Source organism: Pseudomonas sp. GW101-3H06, assembly GCF_059424605.1.
On record NZ_JBWKZO010000002.1, the window covers coordinates 338,459 to 356,122 of the forward strand.

General features: G+C 52.2%; 21 protein-coding genes. 11 read left to right on the forward strand and 10 right to left on the reverse strand.

Annotated features, from left to right (window positions below):
• Window positions 1-57 precede the first annotated feature (57 nt).
• From AC07ZE_RS30800 to AC07ZE_RS30840, 9 genes are all read left to right on the forward strand, one after another.
• Window positions 58-579, forward strand: coding sequence for a hypothetical protein (locus tag AC07ZE_RS30800; RefSeq protein ID WP_238347444.1), 522 nt, complete (start codon window positions 58-60; stop codon window positions 577-579).
• Window positions 570-2,381, forward strand: coding sequence for a hypothetical protein (locus tag AC07ZE_RS30805; protein ID WP_238347445.1), 1,812 nt, complete (start codon window positions 570-572; stop codon window positions 2,379-2,381). The genes AC07ZE_RS30800 and AC07ZE_RS30805 overlap by 10 nt, the downstream gene beginning before the upstream one ends.
• Window positions 2,382-2,533: 152 nt before the next feature.
• Window positions 2,534-3,625, forward strand: a complete 1,092-nt coding sequence (locus tag AC07ZE_RS30810; RefSeq protein WP_192901255.1) for a hypothetical protein — start codon at window positions 2,534-2,536, stop codon at window positions 3,623-3,625.
• A 116-nt stretch (window positions 3,626-3,741) separates the two neighbouring features.
• Complete coding sequence (locus AC07ZE_RS30815) at window positions 3,742-4,203, forward strand: DUF7830 domain-containing protein (protein WP_494990438.1); 462 nt, start codon at window positions 3,742-3,744, stop codon at window positions 4,201-4,203.
• Window positions 4,088-4,525, forward strand: coding sequence for a DUF6035 family protein (locus AC07ZE_RS30820; RefSeq protein WP_173647486.1), 438 nt, complete (start codon window positions 4,088-4,090; stop codon window positions 4,523-4,525). Before AC07ZE_RS30815 ends, AC07ZE_RS30820 begins: the two co-directional genes overlap by 116 nt.
• A gap of 757 nt (window positions 4,526-5,282) precedes the next feature.
• Complete coding sequence (locus tag AC07ZE_RS30825; RefSeq protein ID WP_057978663.1) at window positions 5,283-5,777, forward strand: hypothetical protein; 495 nt, start codon at window positions 5,283-5,285, stop codon at window positions 5,775-5,777.
• On the forward strand, window positions 5,774-5,896 hold the full coding sequence (locus AC07ZE_RS30830) for a hypothetical protein (RefSeq protein ID WP_259332065.1): 123 nt from the start codon (window positions 5,774-5,776) through the stop codon (window positions 5,894-5,896). Before AC07ZE_RS30825 ends, AC07ZE_RS30830 begins: the two co-directional genes overlap by 4 nt.
• Window positions 5,897-6,111: 215 nt before the next feature.
• A complete protein-coding gene (locus AC07ZE_RS30835; protein ID WP_082631638.1) occupies window positions 6,112-6,561 on the forward strand; it encodes a DUF3223 domain-containing protein in 450 nt (149 codons plus the stop codon).
• 3 nt (window positions 6,562-6,564) lie between these two features.
• Window positions 6,565-7,011, forward strand: a complete 447-nt coding sequence (locus AC07ZE_RS30840) for a hypothetical protein (RefSeq protein ID WP_173647485.1) — start codon at window positions 6,565-6,567, stop codon at window positions 7,009-7,011.
• Between the two features lie 131 nt (window positions 7,012-7,142).
• On the opposite strand, the gene AC07ZE_RS30845 is transcribed toward AC07ZE_RS30840, so the two are convergent.
• Complete coding sequence (locus AC07ZE_RS30845; RefSeq protein WP_057978661.1) at window positions 7,143-7,472, reverse strand: hypothetical protein; 330 nt, start codon at window positions 7,470-7,472, stop codon at window positions 7,143-7,145.
• Between the two features lie 837 nt (window positions 7,473-8,309).
• Here AC07ZE_RS30845 and AC07ZE_RS30850 point away from each other — a divergent pair.
• Window positions 8,310-9,725: a site-specific integrase gene (locus tag AC07ZE_RS30850; RefSeq protein ID WP_082631637.1), complete on the forward strand. Its 1,416-nt coding sequence runs from the start codon at window positions 8,310-8,312 to the stop codon at window positions 9,723-9,725.
• A 36-nt stretch (window positions 9,726-9,761) separates the two neighbouring features.
• Window positions 9,762-10,247, forward strand: coding sequence for a hypothetical protein (locus AC07ZE_RS30855; RefSeq protein WP_057978659.1), 486 nt, complete (start codon window positions 9,762-9,764; stop codon window positions 10,245-10,247).
• Between the two features lie 42 nt (window positions 10,248-10,289).
• On the opposite strand, the gene AC07ZE_RS30860 is transcribed toward AC07ZE_RS30855, so the two are convergent.
• The 9 genes from AC07ZE_RS30860 to AC07ZE_RS30900 all read right to left on the reverse strand — a co-directional run bounded on the left by AC07ZE_RS30860 (window position 10,290) and on the right by AC07ZE_RS30900 (window position 17,662).
• Window positions 10,290-10,733 (reverse strand): hypothetical protein, encoded by a 444-nt coding sequence (locus AC07ZE_RS30860; protein ID WP_057978657.1) that lies wholly within the window; start codon window positions 10,731-10,733, stop codon window positions 10,290-10,292.
• Between the two features lie 11 nt (window positions 10,734-10,744).
• Window positions 10,745-11,470, reverse strand: coding sequence for a hypothetical protein (locus AC07ZE_RS30865; protein ID WP_057978655.1), 726 nt, complete (start codon window positions 11,468-11,470; stop codon window positions 10,745-10,747).
• Window positions 11,471-11,649: 179 nt separating this feature from the next.
• The gene (ltrA, locus tag AC07ZE_RS30870; RefSeq protein ID WP_057978653.1) at window positions 11,650-12,966 is read right to left on the reverse strand and encodes a group II intron reverse transcriptase/maturase; all 1,317 of its coding nucleotides are present in this window, start codon (window positions 12,964-12,966) and stop codon (window positions 11,650-11,652) included.
• A 726-nt stretch (window positions 12,967-13,692) separates the two neighbouring features.
• Complete coding sequence (locus AC07ZE_RS30875) at window positions 13,693-14,832, reverse strand: DUF7146 domain-containing protein (RefSeq protein ID WP_042933166.1); 1,140 nt, start codon at window positions 14,830-14,832, stop codon at window positions 13,693-13,695.
• A gap of 133 nt (window positions 14,833-14,965) precedes the next feature.
• Window positions 14,966-15,754 carry a hypothetical protein gene (locus tag AC07ZE_RS30880; RefSeq protein ID WP_057978651.1) on the reverse strand — a complete coding sequence of 263 codons (789 nt, stop codon included), beginning with the start codon at window positions 15,752-15,754 and terminating at the stop codon, window positions 14,966-14,968.
• Window positions 15,755-15,823: 69 nt separating this feature from the next.
• Window positions 15,824-16,150 (reverse strand): hypothetical protein, encoded by a 327-nt coding sequence (locus AC07ZE_RS30885; RefSeq protein WP_057978650.1) that lies wholly within the window; start codon window positions 16,148-16,150, stop codon window positions 15,824-15,826.
• Window positions 16,147-16,302 carry a hypothetical protein gene (locus AC07ZE_RS30890; protein WP_158004327.1) on the reverse strand — a complete coding sequence of 52 codons (156 nt, stop codon included), beginning with the start codon at window positions 16,300-16,302 and terminating at the stop codon, window positions 16,147-16,149. Before AC07ZE_RS30890 ends, AC07ZE_RS30885 begins: the two co-directional genes overlap by 4 nt.
• Window positions 16,292-16,414, reverse strand: a complete 123-nt coding sequence (locus tag AC07ZE_RS30895) for a hypothetical protein (protein ID WP_259332066.1) — start codon at window positions 16,412-16,414, stop codon at window positions 16,292-16,294. Before AC07ZE_RS30895 ends, AC07ZE_RS30890 begins: the two co-directional genes overlap by 11 nt.
• 669 nt (window positions 16,415-17,083) lie before the next feature.
• On the reverse strand, window positions 17,084-17,662 hold the full coding sequence (locus tag AC07ZE_RS30900) for a plasmid pRiA4b ORF-3 family protein (protein ID WP_057978970.1): 579 nt from the start codon (window positions 17,660-17,662) through the stop codon (window positions 17,084-17,086).
• Window positions 17,663-17,664 lie beyond the last annotated feature (2 nt).

A 17,664-nucleotide genomic window follows, 5' to 3' on the forward strand; every position in this document is an offset into this window, starting at 1 on the left:
TTAAGATCCCGCTGGTTGTTTGGCCCCGAGTTCGAGTCGATGGAGTACTGCTCAAACATGACGTTGAAAAGCGTTGCGAAACAGCTCTGGAGGGATGGCGACGCCTCCTTTGTCAACGAGCGCAAGCGGCCTGACATCGTGGTGCTGCCAGATCGATCTACTGTGCAACTGGTGGGTATCGAGCATTTCGATCCTCAAGATGTATCTATCGCCCAGATGCAGAACATCCTTCTGATTGAGCTTAAGAAAGGCGGCTTCAAACTCAATCGGCAGGAGGTCAACCAGGCCGACGGGTACGTCCAAGACATCGCGTGCTCAGGCTACGTCAACGGCTCGCCGTTCATTACGGCCTGGGTCATCGGGCAGTCGATGGCTACCGGAGTTGGTACTTCCAAGACAGTAGGGGATGAGCCCCGTAAGTACGGGCAAGTCCGAGCTACCACTTATGGAGCTTTGGTGAGCACAGCCAACTTGCGGCTGATGCGGTTACGGAAAACCTTGGAAGACCGGTACGACAACATCAAAACGGACGCGCTCCTCGCAGGGCACGCTCGACCTGGTCGAATCCAATGCCGTTGAAGCAAACGACGTCGCAATCAGAGAAGCTGTATAACCTCTACCAGCTCGATAAACGTCCGTTTATCAATCAAGGAGTTTCCGTGCTACAAGCTGCGACCGGAAAGCTGTTCACAAATCGCGAAAACCCACGCCGACAAGAACTCAAAGGGGTGATTTACACGAACTTGGATCTCGGTGCTGTCGACCGGTTTAGCTCCAGGATCGGAACGCTGATCAACCTGGACACATCGCATACCCCAGCCGCATTGGGCTATGAAATGACCGAGTACATGGAAGCGGCTGACCCGGAACCAGGAGTCCTCGTTTCCCGCACGATGGGAGCCTACATCGACGATTTCGCTGACGTGACCTCCTTCAGTTTGCAGGTTATTTGCTCGCCAGATGTACACGTTGCCGAACGCTTACTGCGCCAGCGACTTCGACCAAGTGAGCGGCAGCCCAATGAACGGCTAGCGCGCTTTTATGATGCGTCAGTAAGGGCCACTCAGTTCGAGCTTCAGAGTTTCGAACAGTTTGCAGACCAATTGATCGGTTTGCAGCGCACCACCTACCTGGCGGCGATCCAGGCAATTAGAACGTATGTGGCCGCTGTCCACAGAATGAGCGATGACCTCAACCTGGCATACACCCTTTTAGTCATGTGCGTTGAGTCGTTAGCCCAGAAATTTGATGGCCACGAGCCGCAATGGACAGATATCCCCGATCAAAAGCGATCTGGGGTGGATGAGGCACTCACTGGGGTCAGCGAAGAACACTCGCAAAAGGTCAGGGACGCAGTGTTGGAAGTCATACATCCGCGCCTTGGTTTTCGCTTTGTACAGTTCATCCTCGCTCACCTGCCGGCGGACTACTTCTCGGTTCAGGCTGATGCCCAGAAGCATCCGATAGGGCGCCGTGATCTGAAAGCAGCACTGCAAAACCTCTACGGCGTCCGCTCCAGTTATGTCCACACACTCAAACCTTTGACCAAAGAGTTCCTCCACTTCGCCAGCCATAGAGAAACGTGTGAGGACGACGGGAAGCTCACCTTCACCTTCCAAGGGCTATTCCGCCTGGTAAGGGCGGTGATCATCGAGTTTGTCCGCAAGGCCACGAAGATCGAGCACGAGCCGAGCAACTACGAGTGGGACAATCCCCACCTCTTGACGCTGAGGCTCGACCCCTCGCTGTGGATCTACAATCCCCCAGGCTTTGACAGTCAAACATCGAGACGGTACCTCCAAGGCTTGGTAGAGCTGCTTGACCAATGCCTGGTTGATTTTCCCAACCGCAAACTCCATCGGCTCAATCATGTGGTCGAAAAGGGGTTGAGCATTCAGCCCCAAATGAGCGAAGCACAGAATGTGTCCTTTCTCGCCTTCTGGTATTTGTCCGACACCTACCTTAGGGGGGATCCAACTGGTAGAAAGCATTCGGCCAAAGAATTGGAGCTGTTGAACAAGCCGAGTGTCGATTCCCTTGTCACGCAGACATTGCTTGGCAGCGACTCAGAATGGACACCGGCTAACCACCAGCTCCAGCTAGATCGCTATTACACGCAACGCTACAAGAAAAATGGCATCAGGGTGCCCACGAATGTGGAAGCCTGCATGGCTCTTTCACTAGCCGAACGGCACAGGAGAGCCGGTGATTCGACCTCTGCCAATGCTGCACTATCTGCAGCAGCCGAAAACTTTCCGTACCTCATCCAGCTGCGTACATTGGTGGCTGAATTCGATCAGAACACCCCCATCGCCTGGCTTTCGATCATCTATCCACGCACCACCCTGCAGCGGGCTGACCTCGAATGCGTGGGGCTGTGATTGGCCATTGGGCGGTTTCCTAATGATGATCCGCTTTCACGCATCAGTGTTTATGCACACAGGTGGTGCCACTCGCGCAGCAGTGATGTTGCTTAGGAACGAACGCTGGCGCGTGGGTCGGCAAACTTCTGCCAATGATCATGGAGAACGCGATGGGTGACCCCTCCGCCGACCGAAAGCAGTTAAAAATGACTGTCTGCAATCCTTTCATTCCCCCTGCGGAATATCGCCAAGAGATGGTGCTTGCCTTGGAATGCATTGGGAAGCATCTCAGGCAGCGCGAACTTGAGGCGCTGGTGTACAAAAAGCTCCGCCTGGAAGATCCAGCGCCGGCGGAGTATCAGTATCTTCAGTCGGCGGTTGAACTCACCGTATGCGCTCACTACGCCCTAAATTTCCCCAGTGATTTCGTCTACGAAGACAGAGTGGTGCCACCTCGTGATGTCGACTGTTCATTTCGCAGCGAAGGGTACAAATTCAACGTCGAGGTGAAGTGTGCTGACTACACGACCAAGCATGAGATCGACTCGGGCAGCGAGTTCATCATCCGGGCGATAGGACGACTGTCAGGCTACAACGATGCAGTCGCTCAGCTTCAAGAGACCTTTTCCAGTGGTGGTAGCACCCTGCAGAAAGGGCTCCACATGGACAACAAGCTGAAAGACTATTTATATGATGCCCATGGGAAATTCCCTGGCGAGGCAGACCTAAGCCAGTACAACGTACTCGTCGTCGGATGCGATGATCCGTGGGACATGCAGCAGTGGGAAGGCTACCTGACTGCCCAGCAGGGGCTGTTCACCGAGGACTCTTTTGCGGATGTCACGCGCTACGGCAACGTCGATTTGGTCGTCCTGACCAATCTGTACCATCGCCACAAATCGGTCGCGGACAAAAACAAGCTAACGGGGCACTGGACGTTCTCCAATGCCTTTTGCCTTCTGTATGAAAATCCCAAATCCAAGAAGCCCAGACCGATGTTCTATGCCTTTTCCAGGACGCTACGTTTTTACAACAACGAAGTGATCGAACATAAGATGGAGGGCGATGCACCTGATTTTCTCAAGGAGCGCCTAGCTATTACCCATTATGTCGGGCAGGTGCTGTGGTCAAACGGGCAATACACCTTTCAACCCAAGTCTGGGAAGTCCCGGCAGGGTGGTAACGAGGCAGGCAAGACGGCCAGCTCGAAAGCGCAGCCTGGTACCGGATTATTGCCAGCCGGGTCGGCACTCGGTGAGTGAATTGGAACCTAATCAACGGATGGTTTGCAATGCAGCGAGCGCTGCAATGATGGAGCCACCTCGTGCGCACTTTGGAATACGCTCAGCCCACCGAGCAGATGAAACTGACGGACGTTATGGATCTGGACAGCGCGGCGCCCATCGAAATTGGCAGCTTCCTGACCCGCGAATTGTCTTTGGTCATACGGGACAGAGCGAAGCTGGCGTCGCGATTCCTACTAGATCGAGACATGCCCTGGCTAGTTTGCCAGCTGTGCGGCGCCGCGCTTTTGCTGGTTCGCAACCAGAATCGTTTTTTCCACTTCCGTCATCACCCGAGTATCGAAGGACTTATCAAGTGCGATATCTCTACCAAAGGTGAGGTGAGCTCAGCCCAGCCCAGCCCAGATCACTGCGATCAAGTACAACGCGCAAAAAGAGAGCCAGGCGCATATCTGGCTCAAAGGGTTCATTCGCGACAGCTTGATTGCCGACCGATCGTGCGGCGAGCCCCAGGTCGAGAAAGTCTGGAAAGGGCAGGCCGTTGCCGAACGTGCTACCTGGCGCAAGCCAGACGTACGAGTGGCCAGGGGCGATGAACGCATCGCGTTCGAGGTACAGCTGTCGACGACTTTCCTGACCGAGATTGTCGGGCGACGGGAGTTCTATCAGGCCAATGGTGGATCTATGATCTGGGTATTCCAGAATTTTGATCCCAGCTCAACCAAGACTGCAGAAGAAGACATTTTCTTCCTGAACCACCTCACTAATCAACACCTACCGATTCCAGGATGGCGCGGACGGCGTCGATATCCGGATGTCATCCATTCATTCAGAAAAGAGCAAAACCCACTCTGCGACGTTGATCCTGGAGACCTTCAGGAAGACCCACTTCATTCAAAAGCTCATGCCGTGGCTTGAGGGCCAAAAGGCCGCTGCCAAGAGACCCCAGGAAACCGCGAAGAAAGACATGATGCTGATGTACGTGGGGATGACCCGACCGACTCACATGCTGTGCCTGGCGATACGTCAGAGTTCATTGGGGGAGGGCGCTACTGGAGAGAAGCGCAGGACAGCGCTCAAAACAGCCGGATGGTCGATTGTGGAGCTGACAGCTCAGGCTCCGGTACCATAGGTACTTCGTTGCTCCCATTACGCGCGTGGAATAAACTCCTTTCACTATGAATGATGAAGAGCGGGCTGGATGGTTATTATCCAGCCCGCTCAAGCAGATTGGCGCTTGCGCGCCTCATGTTTCTGCTCGAGCTCTAAAGCTTTATCGAGATGGCACTGATCCGCAACAAACCGAGCCAGCTCACGGTTGAATGTCGCGACGAATTTCGCAGCGTGTAACAGCCCTTACTCTCTGATTCATCTTACCGCTGCACTTGCTGTTGCTTTGTCTTGGCAGTGGCCGCAAACTTAATCCGTGTTGTCTCAGCCATCGCCTCGCTAAAGACTTCGAGCTTCGTGCATTTTCGGGCATGCGTCTCTCTCAGGAGAGCGATGCGCTGTTGGTCAGTACACGCACCAAACCGCGATAGTGATTTGAATTCATGATTCACCCCCAAGTATCCACGACGTTGTGAATGGAAGCTTGATTCATGGACACTTCGCTTGGTGATTAGTTTTTACAGACGCCGACTGTCAAATCAATGTCGGACAGACGGATACGATCATGGACGAAACCCTGGCTTACTTGAAAGACCGCTACAAGGATGAACAGGCCCGGTTTGATCACTTCGAAAACAAATGCGCCAAGTTTTTAACCGCTGTTTCTGTCGTGATCGCTGCCCTGACAGCCCTCGTTAGCGCCAAGGGGAGGGTGCTCTTCACCCTTAATGGCCCCTCAGATTTTGTCGCATTGGGATGTTTTCTCGCAGCAGCACTCTGTGTGATTTGCTCGTGGGGACATGCTTTGAGCGCTTTGAGGATAAGGAACTGCCCAACACTGCCATACAGCCGTCAGACCATAGAATGGTTGAAAGACGCTGATTCTTCAGATCATCAGCAGCATGTCTACAACTGCTATATAGGCACGTTGGAAAAATTGAAGTCGGCCATCGACGAGAAATCCAAACCTCTAGATTTTGCCTACAACGAGATGGTCTACGCTGCCTGGGCGTTGTCGCTGTTGGCAGTAATCAGTATCACCAAGGAGCTATTTGCATGAGCAACGACCAGAAACCGAAGAATCAGGAAAACAAGACGCCACCGCCGCCCACCACTGAGTACCACCGACGCTCCGAAGAGCGACCGGTTAACCACAAAGACCAGATCGGTCGTCGTTGATTCTGGAATTCCAGATGAATCAGGGGCTGTGCGGCAGGGGATTGAGATTACGCAAATCGTCGTGCCATACGCCTCAACTGTTTCCCCTATCGGACAAGGCGCTGGCTGGTGGGGAGCCATATAACCGTCACCCCAAGCCAAGCAACTACTGATCTAGCATCGCTACCTGCCAGCGGCGTATTTTTACTTTGAGGATGAGGTAGGGGGGCTTCTGAATGTTCTGGTTGGGGCCGTTTGAACACAAATCAAAAAAAGAGCTGCTGGATCGGCTCAAAGACTATCTGCAAAACGCACCAATAGGCGTGATCACCAGCAAGCTCGCAGTCAAAAAATTGCACTTGCTGATAGCCATGCATCCGGAGGCGAGCAGGAAAATTGGAGTCGGAATCGACCACTTCAGGATCCAGAGAAATGCTCTAGGAGCGGGTAAGGGGATCAAATTTGTCCGTGTGGATGGCAGCGAAGATGGCTTTTCCTACAAGCGCTGCATCACCGGTGCCATCCAATCGCCGCATGGCAAAGTTTGCGAGGCACTGAGGTTTACTGTGCACTCTCAACTGATCGCATTTCGTGATGCGCTTGGTCTGCCTGTGAGGTGTGCAACGAGCGGAGTGATCATCACAGATCGAAAAAATTTGCACATTGATCACAGGGAGCCGTTCTGAGTATTGCTGGAGCGATTTTGCCACGATCGCCAGGTTGATCTAACGACTCTTGAAACGACCGGAAACGGAGAGAACCTCGCGTTGGTAGATCAAAAGGTATCTTCAGAATTTGAGGAGTACCACCAGCACAATCAAAACGAGAACTGTTTGACCACAAACAGCCCGACTGAGGATAGACACAAGCTCTCCCTGTTTGACCGCAAAGAAGGTGTAGAGCTTTTCGCTGAGACGCCGCTGCGTGCTTACGACCAGATCGGGCTGGATGAGGATAGGCTTGATGAAGAGCGTCGGCGCTTACCTCCACCTGTCATAACGGTTATGGTTGATGACAGAATACGGGGGGTAGGTAAACTGAAAATTTCAACTGGAAATCACGGTATGGGAGGTCTAGAAATTCTTGGAGAATCAGATGGTGCCGAACAAAATATTTTGACACTTCTGCCCTCATAAAACGGGTTTCGCAAGAGTGCCGGCACTGGCCACAAAAAAATAGATTTTGACAATTCTCAACCACCGTCACGAATCGCTGATCGACCCTCAACAATAGATTTTGACACTCCGATCTTCGAAGCTGTCGCGCCTCAAAGCTCGGCGTGATTTTCACCGGTGAGGATATCGGTCGTGAACTCAATCAGCATCTGTTTTGCATCGGCCAATGTTGGGCAGCCACCGGAAAGCCAGCTGGCCCATTTGCTCTGCGAATAGAATGCATACACTTCCTCAGCTTGCCCAAGGGAGAGGCTATAACCGTGCTCAGCAAACGCAGACTGAATATTCTCAGCAGTTTCAGGCACGCCTTCATAACCCCTGCACAAGTCAGGTCCGTATTCAGATACAGCGGCCAAAATGCGCTTCATGCCCTCTTCAAGGTCGCCACTTGCTTGGTCCGGCGATTTATCAATGTCTTTCATAGGGAACCTCTCATAAATCTGCACAGTGGCCTAATGAAGGCTCTTGGTGTCAGAATATTTTGTCTGTTGTCAAAATCTATTGTCTGAAACCATCAGAGTGAAAGAGCAACTAAAGTGCCTTTTCGACTAGCAGGTTTTCCTTGTTAGATAATGAGATTAGCGAAGCGGTTGCCTGCTAAATTAGTGGAATGAGCGCAGAGTGCCTACACTCCAAATTGTGTCATTGCGACGAAAGCTGCAGAGACCGCGCTATAGCTTTGGCCTCAGATCACTCTCGAAAAGGACGCCTGTAAGAATCTGTGCACTTGAGGCTAAAGCCTAAATTCATAGGATTACTCACACGGCGACGTATCATTTTTAACTGACAAAAATTTGCACTGCGGTATTTTTTTCAAAAAATCGCTTTTTCAACTGTCTTATGACACTCAACGAACGGCTAGCGCGGCAAAAACAAACCAAAACGTTAAAAAATCAATAGCTTAAAGAACACACGGCACATGGGTTGGCTGACGCATTTACGCCTACATACTCATTAACCAAACAAACCATAGCGTCAAGAACGAACAAGCGCGGACCAATACACAGATCTAGATCGCTAAGGTGTCGCGTTAATATCAACACGGTTCGGATCGGGGGAAGTGGATTGCTCGTAAGCCCCTGAATTTGCGGTGGCATTTTTGACTGACTGCTTTCGCATTTTTAGCTGTTCTCGACAGTGATAGGGGACGCCCCTACACATGTGTAATATTCGATAATGTCTAGAACCGTATTTTGCAGGCCTCTTAAAAAACGGGTAAAGTTTCCCAGTTTTTAACAAGATCCGAAGACGGAAAATTCATGGCCAACCTGATCCCTCTGTTTGAATCGCATGACCGATTCCTTGAGCTTAACCACAACAACCTATCTCAAGAACAACCTGTGGTCATCAGTTACCTGGAGTCCTTCCCGGCAGATCTCAACGCCATCGATGGCTACCGCGCAGTTAGAAGCTTCCTGCGCTCATACGAAGACAATTCGGCTACCTTCAATTCCTATCGTACCCACGTTGAGCGGTTGTTGCTCTGGACGCTTCTGGTTTGCAAAAAGCCGCTACTGGAAATGACCCGTCAGGATGGCGAACGCTTCATGGAGTTTTGCATAAAACCACCTTTAGATTGGATCGGCCCGGTGGTTAAGGCTCGATATCAGCGTGTCGGCGGACGCACTCCCAAACCCACTGACACTTTCACAGTAAACACTGAGTGGCGACCGTTCTTCCTGACAGTCAAAAAACCTGATCTCAAACTCGCCCAGGAGCAAAACAAAGAGCCTGAGGTAAAGCCTTATAGGATGAAACAGGACTCAATCGCACAAATCTTTGCCGTGTGCGGTAGTTTTTTTCAATGGGCAGCTGACGAAGGTCTCTCAAATAACGCCAACCCTATCCGCGCAATCAAACAAAAATCTAAGTATAAACAACGCGTTGTGGCCGACGAAAAAGCTAAGGCTTTGACCGTTTTGCAATGGAGTTTCGTCCTAGAGACAGCCAAATTACTTGCTGATCAAGCATCCGCCGAATCGCAAACAGAAGCCAAGGCCCAAGCAGCAGCCAAAGCGGAAATCGAAAAATTAAACGATAAGGATAGAAAGGCCCTTAAGACCAAACTAGAGCTTCTTGCGACCAAACAAAAGCATTACGAACGCACCCTTTTCATCATAGCTACCATCTATTCAATGTATCTCCGGGTTTCCGATATAGTTGGCAGGGACAACTGGCAACCCATGATGAGTGATTTTAGGAAGGATGATCATGGAAACTGGTGGTTTCACGTCATTGGCAAAGGCAACAAATCAGCAAAGATTAGTGTCAAGGACGAGTTCATCAACGTCTGGATGGCCCGCTACAGGGAATTCCTCAACCTTTCTCCTACACCGTCTCCTGATGATTCTGCTCCGCTCCTACAGTCCCTCAAAGGCCGTGTTGGTTTATCAGAGGGCCATATCAGGACCCTAGTACAGGAGGTCTTCGATTTCGCCCTGGAGCGCATGCGTGCGGATGGCTTTCCTGATGACGATATTAAGAACCTCCGTTCAGCATCGCTTCATTGGCTCCGTCACACATCTGCGACAGCCGATGCAAAAGTGCGTGACCACAAAGATCTCCAGGCCGATCTGCGCCACCAGAGCTTGGCCACTACAGTAGACACGTACTACAACAGCCGGGATGAGGAGCGACATCGCTCCAACAAATATCTTGTCATTGAAGACCGGTAATATTCCCGCCCCAAGCGATATACAGGACAGGCATCCTTGTCAGACTCGAATGAAATATTAAATCTTCTGGAGCAAGCAAAGATCGTTGCGCAGAAATATCGCGCCCTCACAGGGAAGCCTCTGGGTATCACAGGGGAAATTGCTGAGTTTGAAGCTGCGCGTCTTCTCGGGCTAACCCTAAGCGGTGCCCGCCAGTCAGGCTACGACGCCACTGAGGTGCGCTCAGGGGAAACCTGGAAGATCCAGATCAAAGGCCGGTGCGTGAAGCCCACTTCAGCTATGGGTCGCTTGGGGAGTATCGACGTTACGAAGGAATTTGATACGGTCATGTTGGTACTGTTGGATTTCAACTTCAACGCGATCGCTATCTATGAGGCGCAACGTGACAAGGTTCTTTCGAGGATCGCGGAGCCTGGTTCAAAGGCCCGCAACATCCGTGGCTCATTGGGAATTCAGCAGTTCAAGTCGATAGCAACACTTCGTTGGAAGCGGACAGAACCAGCCAAAACTGCTTGCGACTAGCCTCCAACGATTTGTGCCAAACTTCCGCCGGCGACACTCAAGCTAAAGAAGACCGAGCAACTCAGATCCGTGAATCTGCTTGCCTGTCTCCATACTCACGAATTCGTCAAGACGACCGATGAGGTTTGGCCCTTCAGGAGGCACATCGCGGCCGACGTGATGGACTGGAACACCAACCAACTGGACTGCAAGAGGAAGGCCACGGTCATCGTAGGTGATCTGCCTGCTCTGTAGTCGATATACCCCCCCATTGGAGATTCGCTGTACAAAGGAGCTCTCGGAAAAGCCTGCCGCGCATAGTGCTCGCTGTGAAATGTTCTGCAGAATCACTGGCTGCCCTATCAGGTAGTCAACTGCTAGCTGATCTCTATCAACTGATCCCTCGAAGAGTTCCTTCCCTGCTTCCCATGCCGTGGGGTCTGTGATTTTTAGCAGCGAGACTAGATCGTCCATAAACCGTTCAACGTGTTTCTTAAGCCTGTCCATTTGCTATTCCACTATGCCTGCCTTTGATACACCGTCAATGCGACGAGCGCGTCCTTGTTTTCTGTTGGTCGGACAACAATTTGCCAACCTGCTGAGTTGTTCAGGTACCGAACGCCATCTTGAGAGCTCCCATACCGCCGAGCCTTGTAACCAGCTTCCTTGTCTGGGAGCGGTGCCTCACGATCCGCATCACGCACCAGGCGGCTCAATCTGGCAAAAACATTCTCCTCCTTACACTCGCCATTGGTCTCGTCCAGGTACTCAACAGCGGAGTGATAAGTGAGGAAAACCTTGCCAAAAATTGGGTTATCAATTGAAGGCTGAGGTGGAGGCTCACCATTCCACTTGACGCTGATACCAGGATGATTTTGAGTCGTCCACTCCTCCCCCTTCTCCACCGATATCTCATTAAGTCCGAAGAACTGTGTGCGTAGCGAATACGCGAACTGATACAGCTCCTCCTTCGAACTGGTGACCAAGAGGAGGCGCTTTACAGCACCACGTGAAACGACGATTTTCAGATTTCGAGATGTACGCCCAGAGCCGGCTAGCTCCAGCCACACCAAGCAGCACCAGAGCCCGTAGATCTCAATAAAATCTAAAGTGTTCGGCCCGAAGTCACGGGTAACGTGGATCTCAACTGAGCGAAAGAACCGATCATCACCGTTAAACAGTACCTGGTAGACGCCTGGCTGATCAGTTGCTGATGTGCTGACTTTGACGACTTTAAAGGTCATGTAAATTCTCTGTTGGCCTTACTACAGGAGACCACGCTTATCAAACATTGCAATCATAATTCTACAGAGTACAGACGCTTGGCGGCGACCAATCGGCATAGGGGGCGGCCTTCATAGGCCGCTCCCCTGCCACACCACCCGGCATGCGGGTCCGCACCGGGCGGTTCGAGGGATTGAGGTCAGGAGAGACGTGGAAGTCCCAGGCGATCAAACCACGCGAGATTAAGCACCCAATTCAAGGCCCATCGACTGTTGTCCCACCAACGGCGGGTGTTACATGCCACTTTCTGGGCGACTTCTTTACTCGCACCCAAAGCCCGTAATTCACGATAAGTCGTCGTTCCCCGTTTCCATTGCTTGAGTTGAATCGCTCTGAGTCGGTGCCGCATCCATTTGTCCAATTCACGCCAGACGCCTGGTGTTTGCGACAACTTGAAGTAGGCTTTCCAACCGAGCAAATAAGGACGTAGGAGGTCGACGACCTGCTGCAAACTGCGGCCACATGAACGGCGAGTGAACTGCCGGATACGTTGCTTGAATTGCTTTTGTGCCTTCTGAGATACCGCACGTTTGACTTCGTCACGGGCGCACCAAAATGCATAACCCAGAAACTTGCGACCAAACGCACTGGCCACTGCGCTCTTGCTCTCGTTGACGCTCAAGTGCAGCTTTTCATACAGACGCCTCAGCAAGATCATCACCCGCTGCCCGGCTTTATGACTGCGAACATAAACGTTCGCGTCGTCGGCATAGCGCACGAAGCAATGACCTCGATGTTCAAGCTCCCGATCCACTTCGTCCAGCAGCACATTTGCCAGCAACGGTGACAGCGGACCGCCCTGCGGCGCCCCGCAGCGGCTTTTCTCGATTACGCCATTGATCAGCGTTCCCGCATCCAGGTACGCCCGGACCAGTCGAATAACCGCCCGATCCGCAATCCGTTTGCGTAGGCGATCAATCAAAATGTCGTGATCGACCCGGTCGAAGAACTTCTCCAGATCAACATCCACCACCACTTTGCGCCCCGAGGACACGTACCGCTGAGCCGCCAAAACGGCGTCCTGCGCGCAACGTCCCGGGCGAAAGCCGTAGCTGTGTTCACTGAAGGTTGGATCGAGGAGTGGCTGCAAGACTTGCAGCAGTGCTTGTTGAATCAGGCGGTCGGTGACCGTCGGAATGCCCAACTCGCGTTCACCGCCGTCAGGTTTGGGGATGACCACGCGTCTTACCGGACTGGGCCGGTAGACACCTGAAAGTAGCTGTTCACAAATCACTGGCCATTGAGTCAGCAAGGCTTCAGCAGTCTGTTCAATGTCCAGACCGTCAACTCCCGCTGCACCTCTATTGGCTTTGACCCGTTTCCACGCCCGTTTCAGGTTTTCTCTCGCAAGGGCCCGTTCCAGCAGCCTTTGCCCTGCGTTGTCGGATTCATCTTGCGGGCGATTGACCTCGTCGCTGGCGGGACTTCTCACGGTTTCACCGCTCGTTATCTCCATCCGCCCCGCGTTTGGCAGGCATCTGACTTCCGGTCGTTCGCATCAACATGGCCTACAACACTCTCTCTCGTTCGGCCCTTCGTCAAAAAAAAAAAGACTACTACGGCCTCTGCTGACTTCTCGCTCCGGCTCGCACCGTCGCCCTTTCAGGCACAAGGCGAGATCTCCCCAGGTAAGAACGCAATCCTTCCCCGCACAGCCGCCGGATTTACGCAGCCTGATCCTTGACCACAAGAGCTTCGCGATCTTTTGCTCGCTCGCCCTGATCGGCTTCGCCTTATATCCGGTTCTTGTCCATCGGCTCGCGGTTTCGATTCACGCTTCCTCCCCACACTCGGTCGCCCTCATGCAGTTGCGCTTCACTTCGTTCGCTGTGGTCAGCTTACGACGGGACTTTCACCCGCAAGATTGCGCCCATGCTGGGCGCACAAAAAAAGGGCCAGCATCAGCTGGCCCTTTTCATAGTTGAATCCGAAGCGCAGATCCGAGAGAGAATCTCGACTGCGGCGACGGCATATCGTCCCGTAACGGTGATAGTACCCTCCTCCAAGGATCTTGCATGATCCATGATGGCCCGACGTGTTGCTGGTACCCGAAACCGGCGAACCATCAACAAGCGGTAGTCTGCCGACCCTCCGATAAAATCGGGGGGCGGCGAAAAAGGACACAACTCACTACTACCAGGATCTGTTATGACTACCCTCGGATCGAAGTCGAAGCCCTGGCTCATGCCACCGCCCTCCTTCGCTTTGGAAAGCCCATACGGCCGAGCTGGATTAATACGTCATTCCAGTCGACAGATTTCTCACCATCAGCGATTGGCAGCGAAGGCATCATGATCTGAGCCTTGATACCTTTCTCCCACAGACGCCGTTTAAGCTCCGAGGCAGCCTCTTCACCGCGGCCCGACCTGTCTTTGTCAGCCCAGATCACCACCATCTTAGTGCTTGGTCCAGGTACGAAACTTTCAAGCAACGTCGCGTTAACGGTAGGAAACACATCGATTTCCTGATCCATTCCAGTTTCGATTGCCCAAGCAGTCTCTAGACCCTCACATACATGGACAATTTCTGCATCCATGTTCCCGATGATGATTCCGCCTCCCGTAACCAACCGGTCGGTGGGATACGAGCACATTTTTTTGGAGCTCTCCACAGATGCCTTCAAACCTTTATCGGTGAGAAAGTACCTATGAAGCGTGATAGGGACACCATCTCTGGTGACCTTTGCCACGATGCCGGGGAACTCGCCTTCAAAGGCGCCATCTTCGTTGTAGCTGGCCAACCTCGGATGAAACCTTACTACTCGTTCGGCACCTGGCTTGTCCCAGCAAAGTATCTTTCGACTTGCCAGGTATAGACGCGCCGGTTCTGCAGCCGGATGAGATAAAGGTATCGTCTCCTTCCACATCTGATTTAGCCGCGATCGAAGGTACAGATTTGAAGCTCGTTCTTTCTCCTCGAACTCTTTACGACGCGCATCAAGTTTGGACTGATTCTCGCGATTGATGCGCTCCTGCGCATTTTCGTCGTCGGTTGAGCGAATGCCCAACTCGTCTCCGACCAAAGCAACAGCGTCTGCGAAATCAATCTGCTTTATCCATTGGAGAAGTGCAAAACCGTCCGGAAAAAGACCGCACGTGTTGCACACACCGCCACCAGCATCAGCGAAAGCAATTTTCTTGTTCAGGAACCTGAAACCATCACCACCCCGACTTGGTTTTCCATGAACGGGGCACCGGACGTGACGGCCAGGCTTGTCGAATGCGCGACCATCGATGTCAGGACAAAGATTCCGAAGAATGATGTCCCAACCTCTTTGCTTCGCAGCATTGCGAACAACTTCGGCTTTTAAATTTCTCATCATGTACCTCCAGAAAAGCCCAACTCGGGACTTCCCAAAGCCTCCGACACGGGAGCTTGGGGAAGCCCCGAAGCCGGGGGATATGTGACTGGAGGTACTCCGCCCCTAGGGGGCCAAAGACCCCCATGGGATTGTTTTATACAGCTCTCCGCAATCGCGGTTTGAGAAGTTTCAAGTACGTTTCTCGAGCTTCGACTATTGCCTCACGCACCAAGGACCGGCTGTGTGAGCAAAGACCTGAGATTGATGAGTCCCTTGAGAACCCTTCAAAAACACTCATGGCCAGAGTTGAAATTTCTTCGCCATCATCGTCTAGCATCTCGATTCGGACCTCTAATCCGAGGGCTTCAATTTTTCCATCCAGGACATCCTGAATGACCAAATCGAGCTCATCGGTGGAGATTGCTTCACCAAAAATGTCATAGCGCTCATCTGAGAACTTATAGACTTCGACTCTGAAGTTTCGCCTCGAAAAGCGTCGAATCAGTTTTTCCTCACTCGGATAGGCCTCGATGATTTTGTAGCCCAGTGATGCGAGCTCACTGCCAGTATCGACAATGTCTGCCTCCAAAGCCTGAACCAGAGCGTGGAAAGCAACCCGCTGCGCTGCGCCACCCAACTCGTGTGCCTCAGTGAGCTCAACGCATTTAGCGTCATGGCTTAAGGAGGTGGATCGTTCATGGACATAACGACAACTACTGATCCGATTGATCGCAAGCTTTTCGTCAAGCTGGAGACCTTTCCAAATCTCCTCCGAGTACTGCGGTACCAGCCTCTTGGCCAGGGTCACAATATCAAGCTCGCCGGAAAAGCTCGCTCCGTCACCCTGGCAGCTACTTAGGGAATAACGGATGTCATCCGTTGGATACCCCTTCGCTTTTAGGTGACGAGTCATTGCTGTTTTGATTGCATGATTCATAGACATTGAAGGACTCCAGTAATGGAGGCTTCTCACCCCACCGGGGCAAAAAGCCCCTGATAGGGATGGTCAGTTTTATTTGTTGAGGCTGGAGAGAAAAGTCTCCCACTGCTGATTGCCGTGAGAAACAACCGCTCCGTCGTGAATTAGCAAACGTCGGCGACCGGTATACCCTCGATCGATCGCATATACCGTCTTATCAGCGGCGGCCGGATATCGACGCATGAGTCGAGACACCGCCAGATTTTGTCGAAGAGCGAAAGCTCGGCGAACAACTTTATCCCTTCCGCCACATCTCAATACCGCTTCAGCCTCGACTCCTCTTGTGAGGGCTTCGGCTTCACCAAAAGTAAGATTCATGGTTTCGCGTAGCAGCTCGATCAGCCTGGGAAATTGCTTCATTTTCCACCCACCTTGGGCTTCGAAGGTATTCCACACAAACTGCTCATCAGATCAACAAAGCGATCATCAGTGAGCGCATCAAGATGATGTCCAACCCGATTTATCGGATTGAGGACAATAGGCTGCTGTGGTTGCTTGGGCTTATCGCTCATGCAGAACCTCCAGTGCCAGGTTGGTGCAAGACAAGGTCAAAATGCTTTCGAGATGGCCTTGGCCACGTACATGCCGCAACACGGGTAGTCGTGGATTTTCAGAATTGATCATGAACACCTCCAGAGTGGAGATGACGTTCCTCCCCAATGAGGGAAGAACCCCATCGGGAACGGCTGATGCCGAGTGCTGACTACTAGGGTCAGCTGCCTATCAAGAAGAAGCCACAGGGCGTCTTCTGGAATCTACTTTCGCAACACTGGTTTGCGGAAATAGACTCAAGACCTTAGGGTCTATCGCTTCAGGGAAGCGGTAGACCCCGGCCCAGATCGGTTTCACATGATGTCGAAAACGAAGTCGACAATGATGATGATCAAATCGAACATGGTGCACCTCATATTCAAGATGCAGAGCCCACCCCTACAGGGGGTAAGACCCTGCAGGGTTGTGTAGCCCGAATGGGCAGTTAAGTGCTGCAAAGAATCGCGCAGCTTGCGGTATCTCCAATCGCACAAGCGAGAGGAAGAATCTTGCTTTGGAAAAACAGGTTTTCCAAAGCAATTCTGAAAAAGGATATGACGATTTGCCTGCCGGCATGAGAGGTGCTGAGTCAGCTGTGTTGAAATATAGCACCAGGTATTGAGAGAAGAAAGCGGGGGAAAATCCCCCGCCTCTATCACTTACGCACTCTTTCGAACGTCCACCATTTCAGCTTTCATTGCCCGGAGTAAATCCAAACTATAAAGCCTCAACGTAACCGTCCGAGCTACACCGCCTTGAAACTCAGACCTTAATCTCCTTCAACCATTGATTGACGCGCTCCCATTCAAAAACCGTTGGATCGAAGGTACCGCCATGCCACTCCATCATGTCTTCATGCTCTGGGTGGTTGGGGTCAGCCATCACTTCAAGGAAGTCGGCATAACCTGGCCCACCGCCGATGTCTTCCGGCGGGCAAGCATTGGCGCCGTCAATGCAATACGGCACCTGAGGACATGCCACAGCGGGTAATTTCTTTTCAACTTTGATTCGGTGATCCCAGCCATCGCCGAAGTCATAGAGGTAGCGAAACGTCTTTTTCCCGTTCAACGCTTTGATCAGGGTTTTGCGGGCATCGGAGTTCACGGGTGGGCCCCATCCATCGGGGTCGGGAGTGCCGTAATTCTCTCCGGCAATTTCAAATTCATGCAGATGCCCACCTTCCCAGCCCATCGCGAACTGGATCACTGTGTGCAATTTGCTCAAAGTAATGTTCTCGGGCACCGCCACGCGGCGCCAGATGGCAGGTTCGATCCATTTCAATTCAATGTGCAGTAGCAACAAATCAGGCTCGGGTTTTAGCAAGCGAACATTTTTGGCCATGG